The sequence below is a fragment of the Pseudomonas sp. NY15354 genome, from assembly GCF_048068075.1.
GTDB classification, from domain to species: Bacteria; Pseudomonadota; Gammaproteobacteria; order Pseudomonadales; family Pseudomonadaceae; genus Aquipseudomonas; species Aquipseudomonas guariconensis_C.
Genome location: NZ_JBLUPV010000008.1, coordinates 188,421 through 208,994 on the forward strand (window position 1 = coordinate 188,421; position 20,574 = coordinate 208,994).

Here is a 20,574-nt window from a genome sequence, read left to right on the forward strand (position 1 = left end):
CCGATGAGCCAGTCGACTCGCCTGATCACCGCCTCGTACATTCTCTCGTTCGTGGCCGCCAATGCACCGCAGAAGCTGCGCACCGAGACCATCGCCAAGTGGGTCAAGGTCCACCCCGCGCGCGTGCGCAGCCTGGCCTCGCAACTGGTCAAGGCGGACATTCTCAAGTCCTGGCGTGGCGCTCACGGCGGCCTGACCCTGGCCCGCCCGGCCAGCGAAATCACCCTGCGCGAGGTGTATGACGCGGTACAGGAGAGCTCATTGATCGCCGAGAAAATCGACAACCCGTTTTCGGGGATGGAGGATCACTGCAAGGTGTTCGAGGTGTTCACCCGCCTGTTCGCCATGCTCGAGGCGAACATGCGCCTGGACCTGGGGGCGATCACGGCCGATCAGTTGTTCGTGGCGTTCGACAGCCCCGTGGAGGATGTGGCGCAGGGGTAGCCTTTCACTGCGCGCCGCCTTCTTCGCGGGTGAACCCGCTCCCACAGGTTTCACCGTTGCCCTGAAGCACAGCGCGGTTCCTGTGGGGTTTACCCGCGAATGGGCTGCACAGCAGCCCTCCGGTCTCAGAGCTGAACCGCCTTCACTTCGACGAACTCACCCAGCCCCTCCTCGCCCCACTCGCGCCCGTTCCCGGACTGCTTGTACCCGCCAAACGGCGCCCGGTAATTGAATCCGCCACCATTGACGAAACACTGCCCGGCGCGCAGCTGCCGGGCCAAGGCCAGCCCACGTTCGCGATTGCCCGCCCACACGGCGCTGGACAAGCCGAACGGCGAATCATTGGCCATCGTGATCGCCTGCTGTTCATCGGCATATGGGATCAGGCACAGCACCGGTCCGAAGATCTCTTCCTGGGCGATGCGCATGCGGTTGTCGACATCGGCGAACAGCGTTGGCGCAACGTAATACCCTCGCTCGAACCCTGGCGCGGTCTCGCCACCACACAACAGCCGCGCGCCCTCTTCCTGGCCCAGGCGGATGTAGTCGAGCACCGTGCGTCGCTGCCCTGCCGAACACATCGGCCCGAGAAAACTCCGCGGATCGCGCGGATCGCCCATGACCAGCGAACGCGTCTCGGCCACGGAGATCTCCTGGGCCTCGGCGTAGCGCTCGGCCGGCAGCAGCATGCGCGTCAGCGCAGTGCAGGTCTGCCCGGAGTTGATCATCACGTCCTGCACGCCATGGCGCACCGCCGCTTCTAGATCAGCATCGGCAGTGATCAGCAGCGGCGACTTGCCGCCCAGCTCCAGGCACACTCGCTTGACCGTCGGTGCCGCCGCCTGGGACACCCGCACGCCGGCGCCGGTGGAGCCGGTGAACGACACCATGTCCACCTGCGGATGCCGGGCCAGCGCTTCGCCGACCTTCGATCCCGGGCCACTGACCAGGTTGAACACCCCCGCCGGCAGGCCGATGGCGTCGATCATCTCCGCCAGCAAGAACGCATGCAGGGGCGTTTCCTGGCTCGGCTTGACCACCACGGTACAACCCGCCGCCAGGGCCGGTGCCAGCTTGCCGATCATCTGGTGCAGCGGGTAGTTCCAGGGGTTGATGAAGGCGCACACGCCCACCGCCTCGCGGTACACCCGCGAGTTGCCGACCTCACGCACCTCATCCATCAGCCCAGCCAGTTCGACATACTGCTCCAGCCCTTCGATCGGCCCGTCGACCTGCACCATCTGGCACCACTGCACCGGCATGCCCAGTTCGCTGGTAATCACATCGGCCATTTCCCCGGCACGGGCACGCAACTGCTCGGCCAAGGCCCGGATAAAGCCTGCGCGCACACTCGATGGAGTACGCGACCAGTCGCCGAAAGCCCGGCGCGCCGCGCTCACCGCCCGCTCCACGTCCTGCTCGTCGCCCAACGGGACGCGGCCGATGGCAACTTCGCTGGCCGGGTCGATCACCTCGGCCATGCCCTGCCCGCTCGGCACCTGCCAAGCGCCGTCGATGTAAAGCCGCGCGTACTCACGCATGGGCCTGCTCCTTCATCAGTTCGGCGGCGCAGCGAGCGATGCGTCGGCACGCCTCTTCGAGCGCTTCGGCGCCCACCACCAGGCCAAGGCGGATATGCCCGGCAGCGCTCGGGCCGAAGGCCTCGCCCGCCAACACCGATACGCCCTGGCTGTCTAGCAGGCGGTCGGCGAACGCCTGGGCGCTCAGGCCCGTCTCCCGAATATCGACCATCACGAACATGCCGCCATCAGGCTTGAGCGCCTTGATGCCCGGGCAACCGGCCAGCCGCTCGCAAACCAGGTCACGGCGCTGGCGATACGCCAGGCGCATGGCTTCCAGCTCCGGCAGTTGCTGCTCCAGCGCCGCCACCGCAGCGTCCTGGATGAAGTCGGGGGAGCCGTAGAGCATGCACAGGGCCAGGTTTTCCAAGTGGCCGGCCAGCGCGGTCGAACCCACCACCCAGCCCACCCGCCAGCCAGTCATGGCATGGGATTTGGACAGGCTGTTGAGGGTCGCGGTGCGCTCGGCCATGCCCGGCAGGCTGCCCGGGCTGACATGCTCGCCGTCATACAAAAGCTCGCTGTACACCTCATCGGAGATCAGCCACAGGTCATGGGCGATACACAGCTCGGCCAGCGCCTCCCAGGTGGCGCGCGGCAGGCTCGCGCCGGAGGGGTTGTGCGGGCTGTTGAGCGCCAGGGCGCGGGTCCGCGGGGTGATGCGCGCGGCCACGTCCTCGGGGCTCACACGGAACCCGTTCTCCGGCTTGACCGGCACCGGCACCACCGTGGCACCACAGGCGCCGAACACCGCCTCGTAGGTCACGTACATGGGCTCGGCGACGATCACCTCGTCGCCCGGATCGAGCACGCATTGGGCCACGCAGAACAGCGCGCACTGCGCACCGGCCAGCACCGTGACCTGGTCGGCGCTCACCGCCTGGCCACTGCGCTGCTGGTGACGACGGGCGATCGCCTGGCGCAAGGCCAGCTTGCCGCGCACGTCGGAGTAATGGGTGTGGCCATCGCGCAGGCTGTCGATGGCCGCCTCGACGATGGGCGCCGGCGTGTCGAAATCCGGGTCCCCCACCGACAGCAGCAGGACGTCCTTGCCCTCGGCCTGCATCGCCAGGGCGCGGTAGTGGATGTCCCAGGCGGCGGCGCCGTCGCCGGCAATGCGTTGGGTCAGCTTGGCAAAGCGCATGAGCGTCTCCTATGAAGGCTTCAGTCGACGAGGATCTTCGGGTTGGCACTGCCCCAGACCGTATACAGGTCGGCCAGCAGTGCATCGTTGATTTCTTCCATTTCGCTCTGGGTGATCTCACCGCCGGCCTGCTTGCCGAACAGCACCGCCTCGTTGCCGTTCTTGACGTCAGGGAAGTCGGTGACATCCACCATCAAGGTGTTCATCGACACCTTGCCCACCACCGGCACGCGATGGCCGTTGATCAGCACATGGCCTTTGTTGGTGAACACCCGGCGATAGCCGTCGGAATACCCGACGGTGATGTTGGCCAGGCGCGAGTCACGGGCCAGGGTGAAGGTGCGGTCATAGCCGACGGTATTGCCGGCCGGGTAGCTGTGCACGGTCGCAACGCGGGACTTGAACTGCATGGCGCGGCGGTACTCGGTGCGGGTCGGCACGGTGTCGCCGAACAGCGCACCGCCGGTGCGCACCATGTCCAGGCGGGCCTCCGGCACCTCCAGGGTGGCGAAGGAGTTGGCCGCGTGCAGGGTCAGCTTGCTGCGGTCGAGCTTGGCGTGCTTGATCAGCCAGTCGCTCTGCTCCTTGAAGGCCGCCAGGCCCTTGCGCACGTCATCTTTGTCTTCGACGGCGAAGTGGGTCATCAGCGCGACCAGCTCCAGGTTCGGCTGTTCGGCGATTTCCAGTGCTTCGCCGCGGCCCGACCAACTGGCCATTTCCACGCCGTTGCGGCTCATGCCGCTGGAGTTCAAGGCCAGGTGGATGCGCAGCGTCTTGCCGTGGCGCTGGGCGATCGCCGCCACCTGCCGGGCGAATTCGGCGCTGCCGACCAACTCGTCCATGTTGTACTGCAAGGCGTCTTCCACCTCGCTCACGCTGGCCAGGCGCACCCGCACCAGTTGGCCTTGGAAACCGCTGGCACGAACGACGCGAGCTTCCTCGTTGCTGGCCACCGCCACGCAGGGCACGTCCATGGCGATGATCGAGGGCATCACCAGGCCGATGCCGTGGCCGTAGGCGTCAGCCTTGAGTACCGCGCACAGCTTGGACTTGCCGTTGAGTTCCGTCTGCAGGGTACGGATGTTGTGTTCGATGGCGCTCTTGCTGATCTCGACCCAGGCGTTGCTGTTCTGGATGGTCATGGCGTTGACGCCGTTGTCCATCGACAACGGCGGCGCCGCATACAGCGGGGCCTGGGCGGTCGCCAGCAGGGCCAGGGAAGCTGCCAGGAGGGTGCGGTGGAATGGCATCATGCTTGTTCTCTTTTTATTGTCCTGAAGGTGCGATCAACGGGCACAGCCGTGCTTGAGTTCGATGAAGGTCACGCCCGGCGTGGCGAAACCCTTGGTCAGGTCGGTTTGCAGCTCATCCAGGCTGCGCGGCTGGCACACGGCGCAGCCAAAGGCGCGGGCCAGGCCGATGAAGTCGGGGTTGCGCGGCAGCACGCCGATCGGCTCGATATCCAGGCCGAGCATGTCGTCACGAATCTGCCCCAGGGCGTCGTTGTTCCACAGCAGCACCACCAGCGGGCGGTCGAGCTCTTCGACGGCGGTGGCCAGCTCCTGCGCGGTATAGAGGAAGCCGCCATCGCCCACCAGCACCAGGCCAGGGCGGTGATCGGTGGCGAACATACCGCCGATGCCAGCCGGCAAGCCGTAACCCAAGGTGCCGTAGCCGGTGGGGTGCAACCAGCTGCGCGGCGCCCGACTGGTGAAGGCGTAATTGCCGGTGTAGGCCAGCTGGGTCATGTCGGTGCTGACAAAGGCGTTATCTGGCAGCACAGCGGCGATGCGGTCGAGAATCGCCTGGTGGATCGCCTGCAGCGGCGCATGAGCTGCCCGGATCGCCTGGCGCAGGCCCTTGACGGCCTCGATGGCCGCGCCGGCATCACGGGAGACCTGCGGCAGGTGCTCCAGCAGGCCAGCCAAGGTCTGCCGGGCATCGCCGTGCAGCGCAATCGCACAGGGGTAGAAGTCGTTGAACTTGCGGGGGTCGATGTCCACGCGCAGCAGCTCGCCGCCCAGTGGCAGGCGCTCGCGCCAGAAATCGGTATCGGCCATCTCGGTGCCTACGGCCAGCACCACATCGGCCTCGCTGATCATCTGCCAGCCGGGCTCGACGCACAGGCTGGCACCGGCATTGAGCGGCGCCTGCGGGGCCAGCAAGCCCTTGCCGGCAACGCTGGTGAACACTGGCGCGGCCAGGCGTTCGCTCAGTTGCGCAAGCTCGGCTGCGGCGTGCAAGGCGCCCCCGCCCGCGATGATCATCGGTCGCTTGGCGTTGGCCAGCTTGATGGCGGCTTGATCCAGGCTGTCGCGATCCGGCAGGCCGCGGCCCGGGCGACGCACCACTTCATGGCTCCAGTCGCGAGCGACGGGTGCCGCCAGCACATCCAGCGGCACCGAGATGTGCACCGGGCGCGGGCGCTCGCTGTCGAACACCGCCCAGGCCCGGGCGATCAGCTCGGGCAGGTCCTCGGCGCTCAGGGCCACGGCGGAGAACGCGGTGATCGGCGCGGTCATGGCGCGCTGGTCCTGGGTCTCGTGCAGGCAGCCCCAGCCTTTGCCCAGGCTTGCGGTGTGGTTGACGCTGGAAATCACCAGCATCGGGATGGAATCGGCATAGGCCTGGCCAATGGCCGTGGCGGCATTGGTCACGCCAGGGCCGGTGATGACGAAGCACACCCCTGGCTTGCCGCTGACACGCGCATAGCCATCGGCCATGAAGCCCGCGCCCTGCTCATGGCGGGTCAGTACATGACGGATGCCGCTGCCCGGCAGGCCCCGGTACAGCTCCAGGGTGTGCACCCCAGGGATACCGAACACCGTATCGACCCCATAGTTGCCCAGCAGCCGCACCAGGGCCTGGCCGCCGGTCAAAGGACGTTCATGCATGTTGTTCTCCTTGCGCCTGGCCGAGGCGGATCAGCGCGTCGACCGCGGTGGTGCCCTGGGCACCGACCATCAATGGGTTCACGTCCAACTCCAGCAACTGGCTGGCGTTCTCGCAGGCGTAGTCGGCCACGGCGCGGATCGCCGCCACCACGGCGTCGAGGTCGGCGGCCGGACGGCCACGGAAGCCTTGCAACAAAGCGGCACTGCGCAGGCCCAGCACGGCATTGCGGATCGCGCCGTCGGTGGTGGGCAGCAGCAGATTGACGCTGTCCTTGAGCAGCTCCACCAGCACGCCACCGGCACCGATCACCAGGGCCAAGGCGAAGTCGTCTTCGCGCTTGATGCCCACGATCAGCTCGGCCAGAGGGGCCTGGGCCATGGGTTCGAGCAGCACCTGATCGAACGCCACCCCTGGTGCGTAGGCCGCGATGCGCTCGCGCATCTGCCCGAGCGCCGCCTGCAAGGCGTCGGCATCGCGCAGGTTGAGCGCCACCGCCCCGGCTTCGGTCTTGTGCGGCAATTGCGCGCTGACGGCTTTGAGCACCAGCGGGTAGCCGACGCGGGCGGCATCTTCGAGCGCCTGCTCGGGCGTGCTCAGCACGCCAGCCGGCACCGGCAGACCAAATGCCCGCAGCGCCTGCTTGGACTGCCACTCATCGAGCAGCCGCGCCTGGCCCGGCAGTGCCTGCGGGCACAGCGGCACCAAGGCTGACTCGCCCAACGCCAACAGACGCTGGCGGTTGCGCTGGTAGGCGACGATCCGCCCCCAGGCCGCCAGGCCATCCTCCACCCCCTGCAACGCGGCAATGCCACGCGCATGCAGGCGTTCACGGGCGCTGGCCGGCAACAGTTCGGGGAAGGCGGAGGTGACGAAACCGATCTTGCCATGGCGCTGCAACGCATCGCAGTAGAGCCCCAGCAGCAGGTCGCACTCCTTGCGCTCGCCGGTGAACTCCGCCGGGTAGTCCAGCACCAGCATGGCGGCGTCGGCATCGCTTCGCAGGGCGCTGTCGAGCATGCACTCCAATGCCGCGCCATCACCCCAGATCGCCGTGGTGAAGTCCAGCGGGTTGACCAGGTTGGCGTAGGCCGGCAGCACCTGGGCCAGTTCATCGACTTGCCCTTGCTCCAGCTTGGGCAGGGCCAAGTGGTTGCGCTCGGCGTAATCGGCGATCAGGCCGGCATCGCCACCGGAACAAGCCAAGGCGATCAGTCGGCCGTCCTTGGGCAGATGCCCGCAGGCAGCGGCCTTGAGGGTCTCGGCAAAGCTCACCGGGCCGCTCACGCGGATCACGCCCAGACGCTGGAACAGGCTGTCGTACAGGGCATCGGAGCCGGACAACGAACTGGTATGGCTCAGCGCAAGCTCGGCGCCGATCTGCGAGACGCCTGTTTTCAGGGCGATGATCGGGATGCCCCGCTCCAACGCCTTGTGCGCGGCACGGGCAAAGCCCGGCACGTTCTTCAGGCCTTCCAGGTGCAGGCCGATGGCGGTCACACGTGGGTCGTCGAGCAACACGTCCATCAGCTCAGCCACGCCCAACTGCGCCTGGTTGCCCACCGAGGCCATGTAGGCCACCGGCAGCGAGCGGTCGCTCATGGACAGGTTGTAGGCGAAGTTGCCGCTCTGGGTGAGGATCGCCACGCCCTTCTCCACCTGCTTGCCGCCATGGGCGACCGGCCACAGGGCGGCGCCGTGCAGGTAGTCGAGCAGGCCATAGCAGTTGGGGCCGAGCAAGGCCATGGAGCCGGCCGCCTCGAGCAGGCGCTGTTGCAGCTCGCGCCCCTGCTCGCCGCTCTCGGCAAAGCCTGAGGCGTAGCAGATGGCGCCGCCAGCGCCGAGCACGGCCAGGTCTTTGACGCATTGCAGGGTGAGGTCACGGTTGGTGGCGATGAACACCGCATCCGGCGCGCAGGGCAGCTCGGCCACGCTGGGCACGCACGGCACGCCATCGAGGCTTTCATGCTGCGGGTTCACCAGCCACATCTGGCCGGCGAAGCCGCCTTCGGCGCAGCGCTTTAGCGCCCGCGCCATGCTGCGCCCGCCGACGAAGGCCAGGTGCTGAGGCGCCAGCAGGCGCTTGAGGTTGTCACGAATCGAGTGCGACATGGGCAGTCTCCAGGCCGATCAGCGCAGCAGCGGACGCAGCAGTTCGCGGGAAATGATGTGCCGCTGGATTTCGGATGTGCCTTCCCAGATCCGCTCGATCCGCGCGTTGCGCCAGATGCGCTCGACCGGTCCTTCGTCCATCAGGCCCATGCCGCCGAAGATCTGCACCGCCTCGTCGGCCACCTTGCCCAGTACTTCACTGGCGAACAGCTTGGCCATGCCGGCCTCGCCGTCGGTCATGCTGCCTTGGTCCATCTTCCAGGCGGTGTGCAGGGTCAGCAGTTCCGCGGCGCGGATCTGGGTGGCCATGTCGGCGAGCTTGAACGACACCCCCTGGTAGCTGCCGATGGCCTGGCCGAACTGCTTGCGGTCGGCGGACCACTGCAGGGACAGGTCCAGGGCGCGCTGGGCCTGGCCCACGCAGTTGGCGGCGACCATCACCCGGCCTGCGGTGAGCCAGGCGTTGGCCACTTCCCAGCCTTTGTCCACTTCGCCCAGCACCTTGCTGGCCGGCACGCGGCAGTCGTCGAAGAACAGCTCATAGGTGTGATAGCCACGGTTGCTCACGCACTTAGGACCGCGGCGGATGGTCATGCCGGGCGTGCCACGATCCACCAGCAAAGCGGTCACGGCGTTGCGCTTGCGGCCGTTGTGCTCGTAGGTGTCGGTGACCGCGAAGACGATGGCGAAGTCGGCGTGGCCGGCGTGGCTGATGAAGTGCTTGCTGCCATTGATGACGAAGTCGTCACCGTCGCGCACGGCGCGGGTCTTGATGGCGTTGGCATCGGACCCGGCGCCCGGCTCGGTCAGGGCGAAACAGTCGATCTTCTCGCCTTGCACGCACGGCAGCAGGTAGTCGTTGATCTGCTCGTCCTTGCAGGCCATGAGGATCTTCGAGGGGCGCGCGACGAATACATGCAACGCCCAGGACACCTTGGACAGCTCACGTTCGATCAGCGCCTGGGACAGGTAGTCCAAGCCGCCGCCGCCGACTTCCTCGGGCATGTTGAAGGCATAGAACCCCGCCGCGATCGCCTTGCCGCGGATCTGCGCCGCCAGCTCCGGCGACACCGCGTCGGCGCGGTCCACCTCTTCCTCATAGGGCAGCAGCTCCTTGTTCACGAAGCTGCGTACCGCTTCCACCAACATTTCTTGTTCTTGGGTCAGTTGGAAATTCATCTGGAATCGTCCTGAAGAAGGTCGTGTAAAGGGTTATTGGCCAACGAATTCTGGTGCCCGTCTTTCAACCGAGGCACGCAGCGCCTCGGCGCCATCCTGGCTGCGTCCGCACAACAGCCCAGCGGCGAGTTCGGCCTGCAGCTGCTCGCTCAAGGTGCGCTGGGCGCCGTCGCGGATCAGGCGTTTGGTCTGGGCGTAGGCGAAGGTCGGGCCCTTGGCCAGGCGAGCGGCCAGCTCAGCGGTGACAGTGGCCAGTTGCTCATCGGCGCACACTTCGCTCACCAGCCCGGCGGCCAGGGCGCGCTCGGCGCCCCACAGCTCGTCGAGGAACAACAAACGCTTGGCTTGCTCGGTACCGATCAGCCGCGGCAAATGCCAGCTGGCTCCGGCGTCGGGGCTGTAGGCCATGCTGGTGTAGCCAGCCTTGAAGCGCGCCGAGGCGGCAGCGATGCGCAGGTCGCAGCACAGGCTAAGGTCCATCCCGGCGCCGACGGCGGTGCCGTTGATGGCGGCGATGGTGGGTTTGTCGAGGCTGTGCAGGCGCTGCATCAGGGCGTGGGCGGTCTCGGTCCAACCGTAGCTTTCCAGGGCGCCGCGGGCTTCGGCCTCGGCCCATTCGGCCAGGTCGGCGCCGGCGCAGAAGCTGCGCCCGGTGCCGGTCAACACCACGACGCGCACGGCCGGATCGGTGTTGAAGGCTTCCAGCAGTGCGTGCAGTTGCTTGAGGCTGGGGATGTCCAGCGCATTGCGTTGCTCGGGGCGGTTGAGGGTGATCCAGGCAACGCCGGCTTCGACCTTGCTCAACAGTGACGACGGGCTAGTCATGGGAGGCCTCGATATTGTTGTGGTGGTTATGAGGGGGACGACTTGAGGGAGATACTAAACAAGTGTTCAACAAGACGGCAATCGGGGTATGAGCTGCTGTAACAAATCAACAATCAACACTAACTAATTGTTTTTATTGAAAATAAATGGATGAAGAAGCGCTTTTATGCGGGAGCTGTTACAACTTCGCACAACTGAAGTTTTGCGCAGCCTGCACCAAAGCAATCGCGGGACAAGCCCGCTCCTACAGGGATTGCACAACACCCTGTAGGAGCGGGCTTGTCCCGCGATTGGGCCCGTCAGTCAAACGCCGGGCGCGCTCGGCTCGAACGCCCCTTGGCGGCGACGGTTGATCAGGAAATACGCCGCATAGCACACCGCAATGAAACCAAAGCCCCAATACAGCGACGGACGCTGGGTCTCGTCCATGGCCAGGAACACGAACAGCGAACTGCACAGGGTGATGCACAGCAGCGGCACCAGCGGATACAGCGGCGCACGGTACTTGAGGTCCTCGAGCTTGCCGCCCTCACGCAGGAAGGCTTTGCGGAAGCGGTATTGGGCCAGGGCAATGACGATCCAGGTCACGGTGCCGGACATCCCGCTCACGGCCATCAACACCATGAACAGGGTGTCGGCGGCGACGAAGCTGGTCATCAGCGAGACCAAGGCGAAGCACAGGGTGATGCTCAGCGCCCGCAGCGGCACGCCGCGCTTGCTCAGTGGCGACAGGCTCTTGGGCGCCATGCCGGTCTTGGACATGGCCCAGAGGATACGCGTGGAGGCGTACAGGCCGGAGTTGCCCACCGACAGGATGGCGGTGAGGATCACGAAGTTCATCAGGTCCGCCGCGTAAGGGATGCCGACCATGTCGAACACCTGCACGAACGGACTTTCCATCAGGCCGGCCTGCTCGTAGGGCACGATGGCCGACAGCACGGCGATGGCCAGCACATAGAAGATCAGCACGCGGAACACCACGTTGCGCACCGCACGGGGGATGCTCTTCTCCGGATGCTCGGTCTCACCTGCCGCCACGCCCATGATCTCGCAACCCTGGAAGGCGTAGACCACGGTCATCATCACCGCGAACACCGCCGACAGCCCGTGGGGGAACAGCGAATCGCCAACCAGGTTGTCGAGCATCGGTGCCGGCGCGCCGCTGTTGAGCGGGATGCCACCGAAGATCACCAACAGGCCGATGACGATAAAGCCCAGGATGGTCGCGACCTTGATGCCCGAGAACCAGTATTCGGCTTCACCGAAGGCGCGGGTGGCCAGGGCATTGAGGCCGAACAGCACGGCGACGAACAGCGCCGACCAGTACCAGATCGGCACCTCCGGGAACCAACGGGTCATCAACATGCCTGCGGCGGTGAATTCCAGGCCCACGGTGGTGGCCCAACTCATCCAGTACACCCAGCCGATCATGAACCCCGTGGCTGGGCCAATGTATTTGGTGGCATGGGCCTGGAACGAGCCGGACACCGGCATCTGCACCGACAGCTCCCCCAGGCAGACCATCACCAGGTACATCAGCAGGCCGGCGACCAGGTACGCCAGGATCGCCCCCACCGGGCCGCCTTGGTTGATGGTCACACCAGAGCCCATGAACAGACCGGTGCCGATCACCCCGCCCAACGACAGCATGAAGATGTGCCGGCTCTTGAGCGCACGGGTCAGTTGAATGCCTTTGCGTTCGGTGGTTTCAGACATGGCGCACCTCGACCTGGCAGGCGCGCTGGGCGGGCAAGAAATCAAGGAGGGCTTCAGCTTTACGGCATTTCATTATTCTTATCTCCAATAAGCCTCATGGACCGTGTGGAGCACGGTTGCCATCGATTATTGGAAACGGATGTAAGACGCCGTTGTACGGACGGATCGAAGATGTAAAAAGTCGTAACTTTTTTGTACGTCAGCCCTGGATCAGCTGTTCCAGGGCGGCGCGGGCCTGGCGGATCTGCTCGGCCAGCGGCTCGCCCAAGGCTTCGAACGCCCCAGCATCGCCCTTCAGCCCCGCATCCTCCAGGCGCCGCAGCGCCGTCGCCAGCCCAGCAAAGCCCAAGGAGTCGCAGCTGCCCGCCAGGCGATGGGCCAAATGGACCACCTCCGTGCAGTCGCCGGCCTTCAGGGCCTCGACCAATGCCGCTTCATGCTGCTCGATGGCCTGACGTAGCACGACCAGCAGGCCTTGCAGTTTCTGCTCGCCCAGCAAAGTGCGGTGGGTCTGCAACAAGGCCCAGTCCATCGACGCCGCGGGTGGCGCCGTTTGCACGGCGGGCGTCACGTCAGCCAACGCCGCGCGCAGGCTGTCGAGCTTCAAGGGCTTGGCCAGCACGCCTTGCATGCCGGCTTCCAGGTAACCGGGCACCTGCGCTGGCTGCACACCTGCGGTCAAGGCCAGGATGCGGGTCTGGCGGTTGAGCCCTGGCGTGGCACGGATCAGCCGGCACAGCTCCACCCCGTTCATGCCGGGCAGATGCACATCCAGCAGGATCAGGTCGAACTGGCGCTCGGCGCAGGCCTGAAGCGCCTGTCGGGCATCCTCGGCGAAGTCGACCTGATGGCCATCCCGAGTGAGCAGCCCATCGGCTACTTCGCGGTTCAGGGCCACGTCCTCGACCACCAGGATCTTCAGCGGTGCCAGCACCTGCTCCACCAGCACCTGTGTCTCGGGCCGCTGGCCACAGGCCAGGTCCAGTTCGAACCAGAAGCAACTGCCCTGCCCTTCGACGCTGTCCAGCCCGATGCGCCCGCCGAGTTTCTCCACCAAGTGCTTGCAGATCGCCAAGCCCAGCCCCGTACCGCCATAGCGCCTGGCCACGGCTTCGCTGGCCTGGGTGAAGCGATCGAAGATCTTCGCCTGCATCGCCGGAGCGATACCGATGCCATCATCGCTGACCATGATCCGCACCCGTTGCGGATCCGCCCCCCGCTCCAGCACCCGTACATCCAGGGTCACCTGCCCGCGTTCGGTGAACTTGATGGCGTTGGCCAACAGGTTGCTCAATACCTGTCGCAGGTACTGTTCGGCGCCATGCTGGAATTGCGCCAGTCGCTCATCGATGTGGCAGTGCAGGCGGTTGCCGTTGTCCACCGCCCTGGGCTCGAGCAGGGTCATGACCTCTTGGCACAACTGGCGCAGGGAGAAATCGACGCTTTCCGGACGGCTCTCGCCTTCTTCCAGGCGGGCGAAATAGAGCACTTCGTTGAGAATCGCCAGCAACCCCTCGCCGGCCTTGTACAACGCCTCCAGACGTTGACGGTCGCGGGGATCGAGGCTGCCACCGCGCAGCAGCTCGGCCATGCCGAGGATGCCGTTGAGCGGCGTGCGCAGCTCATGACTCATGGTCGCCAGGAACCTGGATTTGGCCAGGTTGGCGGCCTCGGCCTCATCCTTGGCCCGCGCCAGGCTGGCGGTGCGCCGCTCGACCATCGCCTGCAGTTCGTCACGTTTGTCCTGCAACGCCAGGCGGTCCAGTTCGCGGCGCTCGATGTCGCTGAGGATGGCCCGGCGCATGTCATCCAGGGCGTGGGCCACGGTGTCGATTTCGTCCGGGCGCGTGGAGCGGCGGCGTGCCAGGCGCAACGGCTCCTGCCACTGCCCCGCGCCGATGCGCCGGGCGAACTCGGCCATCACTTGCAGGTGACGGGTCACCAGGCGGTAGAACAGCCCCGACAGCGCCACCGCCAGACCGCAGAGAAACACACCCATCCAGAGCAAACTGGCCAGCCCCGTGGCGAACAGCCGCCGATGCACCGCCCCCAGGTCGATGCTCACCTCAAGCTCCCCCAGGTGCCGCGCAGGCCCCGAGGGTGGCTGGTAATCCAGGGCGAAGCGCTCGATGCGCAGCGGCCCCTTGGGCGTGGCCTCGCCGCGCAGCAGCCTGAAGTCATCGCTGATCAGCCGCACCCGCGCCACATCGGAAAAATCCACCAGCCCACGCAGTTGCACGTCCAGTTGCGCTTCGTCCAGGTCCCACAAGCTGCGCTCCAGGCTTGCCAGATAGCCGGCGCGAATCAACGCCATGCGCGCCTCGATGTCGCGCATCTCCCGGCGGTACTCGAAGTACAACTGGACGGAGCTCGCCAGCACGGTGAAGCACAGGCTGAACAGGAAGATGAACAGTAACAGGCGGCGCAGCAGGCCGTCGGTGTGCAGGCGGATCATCGCGCGTCCGCCGGCAGGTTGATCATGTCTCGGTAGGTCACTTCACTCTGCTCCAGCCAGCGCTGGATCTCGCCGGCCGCAGTCATTTGACGCAACTGGGCGTCAATGGCGTCCATGCGCTGGCTCAAAGGGGAATGCCGGGACACCGCAACGCGCAGGTAGTCCACGCTCAGCGCCGGGGGCAAGGCGCGGATGTCCTTGGCGCCGGGCAGGTGCTCGACGAACAATTCGCCGGTGCGTCGCTCCTGGACCACGAAGTCGATGCGGCCACGGATCAACTTGCCGAAGTTCTGCTGGCTGGAGGACACCCATTCGATGTTCTGGTGCCGGGCCACGAAACGGTCGAACTCAGGCCCGTAGCTTTCGCCATAGAGCAGCCCGCCCCGGTAGCCGGCCAGGTCGTCCAGGCGTTCAAAATGCACCGGCCGGCGCTGGTTGACGAACACCGCCACTTCCTCGCGCAGCACCGGCACCTTGGAAAAGCGCATGCCCTGGTCGCGCTGGTCGCTGTTGTAGGCCAGCACCACATCCACCCGGCCTGCGGCAGCATCCATCAGGCAGCGCTTCCAGTTGCCCAGCACGACGATCTCGACCTCGTAGCCCAGGCGCCCGAGCAGTTCGCGCACCACGGTCGGCGCCAGGCCTCGGACCTGGCGGCCGTCACTCCAGGAGATCGGCGGGTACACCGGGTAGTCGCAGTAGCGGATGCGCTCGCCAGCCACGCCGTGCAGGCTCACCAGCATCAGGGCCAGCGCAAGCGAGCGGCCCATGGGGGTCAGGCCGCCACGCTGGCGGTGAACAGGTAGCCGGTGCCGTGAATGGTGATGATCAGGTGCGGCTCGGCCGGGTCGTCACGCAGCTTGCGCCGCAGACGCCCGACGAGCACGTCGATGGAGCGGTCGTTGGGCACCCATTCGCGGTTGCGGATCTGGTCCATCAATTGGTCACGGGTCAGGGTATGACCACTGTTGCGCAGGAACACGCTGAGCAGCTGGAACTCGCCATGGGTCAGTAAGGTTTCCGCGCCGCGCGGGTCGATCAGGCGGCGGCGGTCGGTGTCCAGCGCCCAGTCGGCGAACTGCTTGAGCGACTGCACGCAGGCTGGCGCGGGTTGGGCGACGCGGGCATGGCGCACGCGGCGGATCAGGTTCTTGGCGCGCGAGACCAGCTCGCGTGGGTTGAGGGGTTTGATCACGTAGTCGTCGGCGCCGCACTCCAGGCCGACAATGCGGTCGATGTCGTCGTTGCGACCGGTGATCAGGATGATGCCGACCTCCGAGCGCACCCGCAATTCGCGGGTCAGGGTCAGGCCGTCTTTGCCCGGCAGGCGGATGTCCAGCAGCACCAGGTCGACATCCTGGCTGGCGAGGAAAGCGTCGGCCTGTTCGGCGGTGTCGGCGCAGTGGACGTCGTAGCCTTCCTGGGACAGGTAGGCGTGCAGCAAGTCGCGAATAATCGGATCGTCATCGACGATCAGTACCCGAGGCGTCATTGCGTGTTGTCTCTTTTTTATAGGTGTTGTTCATCGAACCCGCGGCAGCAGCGTACTCGTTACTGAACAGACGATCAACAGCCCTCGCGGATACTGAAGCGACGTCGACCACCGGCCTGAAGCCCATCGACCCAGGCCTCGCAGATCAACACGCCCTGCTCCGGCGAGAACGTCCCCGGGTTGAGCCCGGACTCCAGCCACAACCCGTCGAGCAGGGCACTGAGGCTAATGGCCGCAAGGTCCGCATCGAACCCCTCCCAGCCCTCCTCCGAAGCCAGTGACGCCAGCAGTTGGCTCAATTCATTGCGGTATTCGCCGTAAGAATGGTCATGCACCTGGTTGATCGCCTCGGCGGTCTTCACCGCACCCCAGAATGCCAGCCAGGCGTCGAGCAGCTTGGGGTCGAGCACGTCCGAGCCGAACGATGCGCGAAAGAACGCCGACAGCCGCTCGCGGGCATTGGGCGCGGCCTTGGCCATGGCCTCGCGCAACAAGCCCATGACCCGCCCGGTGACCGCCATGTAGGCGTCGGCCACCAGTTCGTCCTTGCCCGAGTAATGGTGGCTGATCAGCCCCACCGACACGCCCGCCTCGGCCGAGATCTTGCGGATCGAGGCGCCCTGAAAGCCGTGCCGTTTCAGGCACACCAAGGTCGCCTCGACCAGGTTGGCCTTGCGCAGTTCCGGCAGCATGCGGTTGTAGCGGGCTTCCTGACTCATCGGTGCTCCTGGAAAAAAACAGCGTTATCGAGTTGGCGCGCGCCTGTGGCAGCGGCGACTTTCATTCTCTGTGCGCCAGGGCGACTGGGGCTCCCACAAGGGGACTAGTCTGGCTGAACGACTGTACAACAAGCCAAGCACCGTGATAAACCCTCACGGCGGCTTGTGCCCGAACCCCGACTCCAACAACAAAAGCGGCTGCCATGAACGACCTGATCACACGCGAGCTGGACCAAGGCCTGTTGACCCTGACCTTCAACCGCCTGGACAAGCTCAACGCCCTGAACATCGCCATGTACCAACAGCTCGCCGAGCAGTTGCTGGCGGCAGACGAAGACCCGCAGGTCGAAGTCATCCTGCTCACCGGCGGCCCGCAGTGTTTCAGCGCCGGCAACGACCTGCGCGACTTTCTCGACAACCCGCCGCGCGACCGGGACAGCCCGGTATTTCACCTGATGCGCGTGGTCATGGGCGTGAGCAAGCCGCTGATCGCCGCCGTCAACGGCGCGGCCATCGGCATCGGTAGCACCTTGCTGCTGCACTGCGACCAAGTGCTGGTCAGCCGTTCGGCCAAACTGCGCATGCCCTTCGCGCCGCTGGGCGTATGCCCCGAGTTCGGCTCCAGCCTGCTGTTGCCCCGCCTGCTCGGCCATGCCCGCGCCGCTCGCCTGCTGCTGGCCAACGAGCTGCTGACCGGCGAACAAGCGGTGGACTGGGGCCTGGCGAACGAACTGCACGAAGACGGCGAGCAATGCCTGGCAGCTGCGCAGAAGCTCGCCCGGCGCCTGCAGGCGATGCCTCGCGCGTCCCTGCTCATCAGCAAGCGCCTGATCAAGGATGCCCACCGCGCCGAACTCGAGGCGACGGTCGAGCGTGAAAGCCAGCTGTTCGTCGAGCGCCTGCAAACCCCCGAAGCCAAGGCCGCCTTGCGCGCCCTGCTCAAGGACTGATCGCTCAGCCCTCGAAAGCCCGGACCAACTGGTCGATGACCAGGCGAACCCGGGCCGTGTGGCGCAGATCCTTATGGGTGACCATCCACACCTCGTAAGGCGCGCTGCGCTCGCGTGACGGCCAGATCCGCGCCAGGCCGTCGCGCTCGCCCATGTCGATGGGGATTTCGCCGATGCCTAAGCCTTCGGCGATGGCCCGGCGCACCATCATGCTGGAGTTGACCGCCGCCACCACCCGCCCCAGGTCGATCCCCTCATCGACCAACGTAGGCAATGCCCGATCCCGCCAGTACGGCTCGTACATCACCAAATCGTGCCCGGCGAAACCACTGCCCGGCACCGGTTCGCCCTGGCGCGCCAGGTAATCAGCGCTGGCGTACAGGCCCATCGGCCAGCTCGCCAGCTTGCGCAGAATCAGATCGGGGTTGTCTGGCCGCTGATTGCGAATGGCGATATCGGTCTCGCGCTGCGACAGGTTGACCAGATCCGAGGAGCCATGCAGCACCACACGGATTTCAGGGTGTGCCAGGTGCAACTGGCGCAGGGCCGGCATCACGAAATCGCAGGCCAGGGAGTCTGTGGTGGAAATGCGCACCTCCCCGGCGCCTTCGTTGTCCACGCCGCGGATGCGTCGGGTCAGCTCGAGCGCCGCGCTTTCGACGTTCTGGGCAAGCGCGAACGCCTCCTCGCCGATGGCGGTCAGTTGATAGCCCGCGGGTGTGCGCAGGAACAGGGTCGATCCCAGGTCAGCCTCCATCGCGGCAATGCGTCGGCCCACGGTGGCCTGATCGACCCGCAACACGCGCGCGGCGCGGCGCAATGTCTGTTCGCGGCCCAGGGCCAGCAGGATCCTTGCGTCATCCCAATTCATCGATGGTCTTTCCTCACAGCACATCTGCAACAGGGCGCCGCGAAATCGCCGCGCGCCCAGGGTCTGCAGGTTCCGTACCCTTGGGGCAAGTCGTCAACGCGGCGAACCTTCACCTCACAAGGGCACAGCACCCATGAACAACGTTTCCAGCATGACCGCCATCGAGATCACCCAACCCGGTGGCCCCGATGTCCTCCAACCTAGCCGTCGGGCCATTCCCGAGCCCGCCCCGCGCGAAGTCCTGATCAAGGTCCGCGCCGCCGGCGTCAATGGCCCGGACCTGCTCCAGCGCAAGGGCCTGTACGACCCACCCGCGGGCGCTTCGGACATTCCAGGCCTTGAGATCGCAGGCGACGTCGTCGCCCTCGGCAGTGAAGTCCAAGGCTTTGCCGTCGGCGATCCGGTGATCGCCCTGGTGACCGGCGGCGGCTACGCCGAATACGCCGTGGCCGACGAGCGTACCACCCTGCACCTGCCCGAGGGCCTGACGATGGTCGAAGCCGCCGCCCTGCCCGAGACGTTCATGACGGTCTGGGTCAACCTGTTCCAGCGTGGCGGGCTCAAGGCCGGCGAGTCGGTGCTGATCCACGGTGGCGTGTCCGGCATCGGCACCACCGCGACGATGCTGGCCAAGGCACTCGGCGCCTCGCGGATCTTCACCACCGTCGCCAACCCAGAACAGCAAGCGACCAGCCAGGCCCTGGGCGCCGACGTGGCAATCGACTACAACCGCCAGGACTTCGTCGAGCAGGTTCAGCGCCATACCGAGGGCCAGGGCGTGGACGTGATCGTCGACATCATCGCCGGCGACTATGTCGCGCGTAACTTCCAGGCCGCCGCCATGAACGGCCGCATCGTACAGATCGGCGTCATCAAGGGCCCGGCGCCACAGCTTGACCTGTTCCCGATGCTGGTCAAGCGCCTGACCCACATCGGCTCGACCCTGCGCGCGCGCAGCGCCGACGACAAGGCGCAGATCATCGCCGATCTGCAACGACACGTCTGGCCCCATGTGCGCAGTGGCGCGGTCAAGCCGCTGATCTTCCGCACCTTCGCCCTGGCCGACGCCGCCCAGGCCCACGCCTTGATGGAAAACCGCCAGCACATGGGCAAGGTGGTGCTGACCGTCGACGCTTGAGCCCAGGCCTCATGCTCAGCCGGCGCCGACTTCCTTGAGCAGCGCCGCAGCCGCCAGCTTGCCCAGTGCGTTGCCGGCCAGCGGGCTGTCGCCGGTCAGCAGCTTGCGGTCCTGCAGGGTGGCGCCGGAAATGTCCTGGTTGACGATCTCCACGCCCAGGGCCTTGAGCTGCTCGCCGAACTTCCAGGTCAGGTGCCCGGGCATGTAGCCGATATCCGGGGTCTTGGCATCCAGATCGTCCGGGAAGGCGCAGATGCGATAGCCGTTGTAGATGCAGCTTTCCCGCGTCTCGCCAAGCCCTGCGGCGAGCAGCGCCGCAGGGCCATGGCACAGGGAAATGACGAACTTGTCCTGCATGGCCGCCCATTGCAGGACCTGTTTCACCTCCTGGCTTTCGGGCAGACCGATCAACGCGCCATGGCCACCCGGGATGAACACGCCGATGTAGTCCGAATCCGGGCCCAATGCACGCTCGATCACCTCAGCGAGCTTGAGCGGGCGTTTGAAGGCATCGCGATAGCGCTCATACAGGCCTTTGACCTCGGCATCCTCCGAAGGCATCGCCCAGAACTCGAACTTCACCGGATTGCCGGACAACGTCGCCACATCGAAGGCAAAGCCGGCTTTATCCAGGTGATACATCGGCAGCAGGGTTTCCACCGGGTGGTTGCCGGTGGAGAACATCGTGCCGTTGTCGGTGAGCAGGTAGCGCTCGTCAGCGCCGATCATCAGCACCTTCCAGCGCCCTCCCGTGTAGGGCCGGGGGTAGTCGGCACCACTGAGGTCGGATTTGGGCGACGTGAACTGGCTCAGTGAATAAGGCGAGGGGAAAAACGCGTTGTCCTCGGCCGGATCTGGTGTGGGGCGTTTGTCATCGTGCGGGTGTGTCATGGCATCCTCCAACAGGCGTGGGGTGTCGGTGAGGGTCCCTGCCAGAAGGCCCGTCGGGCGAGCCGTTCTGATATCAATCGGGCAGTCTAGTCCAGCCAACTGGGTGCCATCGCCGCACACGACTTGCGGTGCCTCAGCAAATAAAGGCCATCTGCCACCAGTCATG

Annotated in this window: 17 protein-coding genes; 3 read left to right on the forward strand and 14 right to left on the reverse strand. The window is 65.9% G+C overall.

The window, feature by feature from the left end; all coding sequences use genetic code 11:
• Positions 1-3 precede the first annotated feature (3 nt).
• A complete protein-coding gene (locus ACNFCH_RS11190; protein WP_337157240.1) occupies positions 4-444 on the forward strand; it encodes an RrF2 family transcriptional regulator in 441 nt (146 codons plus the stop codon).
• Positions 445-569: 125 nt separating this feature from the next.
• Here ACNFCH_RS11190 and ACNFCH_RS11195 read toward each other — a convergent pair whose 3' ends face one another.
• From ACNFCH_RS11195 to ACNFCH_RS11250, 12 genes are all read right to left on the reverse strand, one after another.
• On the reverse strand, positions 570-1,985 hold the full coding sequence (locus ACNFCH_RS11195) for an aldehyde dehydrogenase family protein (protein ID WP_416742775.1): 1,416 nt from the start codon (positions 1,983-1,985) through the stop codon (positions 570-572).
• Positions 1,978-3,168: a pyridoxal phosphate-dependent aminotransferase gene (locus ACNFCH_RS11200; protein ID WP_337157242.1), complete on the reverse strand. Its 1,191-nt coding sequence runs from the start codon at positions 3,166-3,168 to the stop codon at positions 1,978-1,980. The genes ACNFCH_RS11195 and ACNFCH_RS11200 overlap by 8 nt, the downstream gene beginning before the upstream one ends.
• 20 nt (positions 3,169-3,188) lie before the next feature.
• Entirely contained in the window at positions 3,189-4,418 is a 1,230-nt protein-coding gene (alr, locus tag ACNFCH_RS11205) for an alanine racemase (protein ID WP_416742791.1), read from the reverse strand.
• Between the two features lie 36 nt (positions 4,419-4,454).
• Positions 4,455-6,062 (reverse strand): 5-guanidino-2-oxopentanoate decarboxylase, encoded by a 1,608-nt coding sequence (locus tag ACNFCH_RS11210; RefSeq protein WP_416742776.1) that lies wholly within the window; start codon positions 6,060-6,062, stop codon positions 4,455-4,457.
• Entirely contained in the window at positions 6,055-8,172 is a 2,118-nt protein-coding gene (locus ACNFCH_RS11215) for an acetate--CoA ligase family protein (RefSeq protein WP_416742777.1), read from the reverse strand. The genes ACNFCH_RS11210 and ACNFCH_RS11215 overlap by 8 nt, the downstream gene beginning before the upstream one ends.
• A gap of 18 nt (positions 8,173-8,190) precedes the next feature.
• A complete protein-coding gene (locus ACNFCH_RS11220) occupies positions 8,191-9,351 on the reverse strand; it encodes an acyl-CoA dehydrogenase family protein (RefSeq protein WP_337157245.1) in 1,161 nt (386 codons plus the stop codon).
• A 33-nt stretch (positions 9,352-9,384) separates the two neighbouring features.
• A complete protein-coding gene (locus ACNFCH_RS11225; RefSeq protein ID WP_416742778.1) occupies positions 9,385-10,176 on the reverse strand; it encodes an enoyl-CoA hydratase/isomerase family protein in 792 nt (263 codons plus the stop codon).
• 303 nt (positions 10,177-10,479) lie between these two features.
• Complete coding sequence (locus ACNFCH_RS11230; protein ID WP_416742779.1) at positions 10,480-11,892, reverse strand: amino acid permease; 1,413 nt, start codon at positions 11,890-11,892, stop codon at positions 10,480-10,482.
• 199 nt (positions 11,893-12,091) lie between these two features.
• Positions 12,092-14,347, reverse strand: a complete 2,256-nt coding sequence (locus ACNFCH_RS11235; protein ID WP_416742780.1) for an ATP-binding protein — start codon at positions 14,345-14,347, stop codon at positions 12,092-12,094.
• Entirely contained in the window at positions 14,344-15,117 is a 774-nt protein-coding gene (locus ACNFCH_RS11240; protein WP_337157249.1) for a substrate-binding periplasmic protein, read from the reverse strand. Before ACNFCH_RS11240 ends, ACNFCH_RS11235 begins: the two co-directional genes overlap by 4 nt.
• 5 nt (positions 15,118-15,122) lie before the next feature.
• A complete protein-coding gene (locus ACNFCH_RS11245) occupies positions 15,123-15,839 on the reverse strand; it encodes a response regulator (protein ID WP_416742781.1) in 717 nt (238 codons plus the stop codon).
• Between the two features lie 74 nt (positions 15,840-15,913).
• A complete protein-coding gene (locus tag ACNFCH_RS11250) occupies positions 15,914-16,558 on the reverse strand; it encodes a TetR family transcriptional regulator C-terminal domain-containing protein (protein ID WP_337157250.1) in 645 nt (214 codons plus the stop codon).
• Positions 16,559-16,761: 203 nt separating this feature from the next.
• Between ACNFCH_RS11250 and ACNFCH_RS11255 the strand changes: the two genes are divergently transcribed.
• Positions 16,762-17,508, forward strand: coding sequence for an enoyl-CoA hydratase (locus ACNFCH_RS11255; protein WP_416742782.1), 747 nt, complete (start codon positions 16,762-16,764; stop codon positions 17,506-17,508).
• Positions 17,509-17,512: 4 nt separating this feature from the next.
• Here the strand turns inward: ACNFCH_RS11255 and ACNFCH_RS11260 are convergent, their stop codons facing one another.
• Positions 17,513-18,379, reverse strand: coding sequence for a LysR family transcriptional regulator (locus ACNFCH_RS11260; RefSeq protein WP_337157252.1), 867 nt, complete (start codon positions 18,377-18,379; stop codon positions 17,513-17,515).
• Between the two features lie 151 nt (positions 18,380-18,530).
• On the opposite strand from ACNFCH_RS11260, the gene ACNFCH_RS11265 reads away from it, so the two are divergent.
• Positions 18,531-19,517 (forward strand): NAD(P)H-quinone oxidoreductase, encoded by a 987-nt coding sequence (locus ACNFCH_RS11265; protein WP_416742792.1) that lies wholly within the window; start codon positions 18,531-18,533, stop codon positions 19,515-19,517.
• Between the two features lie 15 nt (positions 19,518-19,532).
• Here ACNFCH_RS11265 and hchA read toward each other — a convergent pair whose 3' ends face one another.
• Positions 19,533-20,408 (reverse strand): glyoxalase III HchA, encoded by an 876-nt coding sequence (gene hchA, locus ACNFCH_RS11270; RefSeq protein ID WP_337157254.1) that lies wholly within the window; start codon positions 20,406-20,408, stop codon positions 19,533-19,535.
• Positions 20,409-20,574 lie beyond the last annotated feature (166 nt).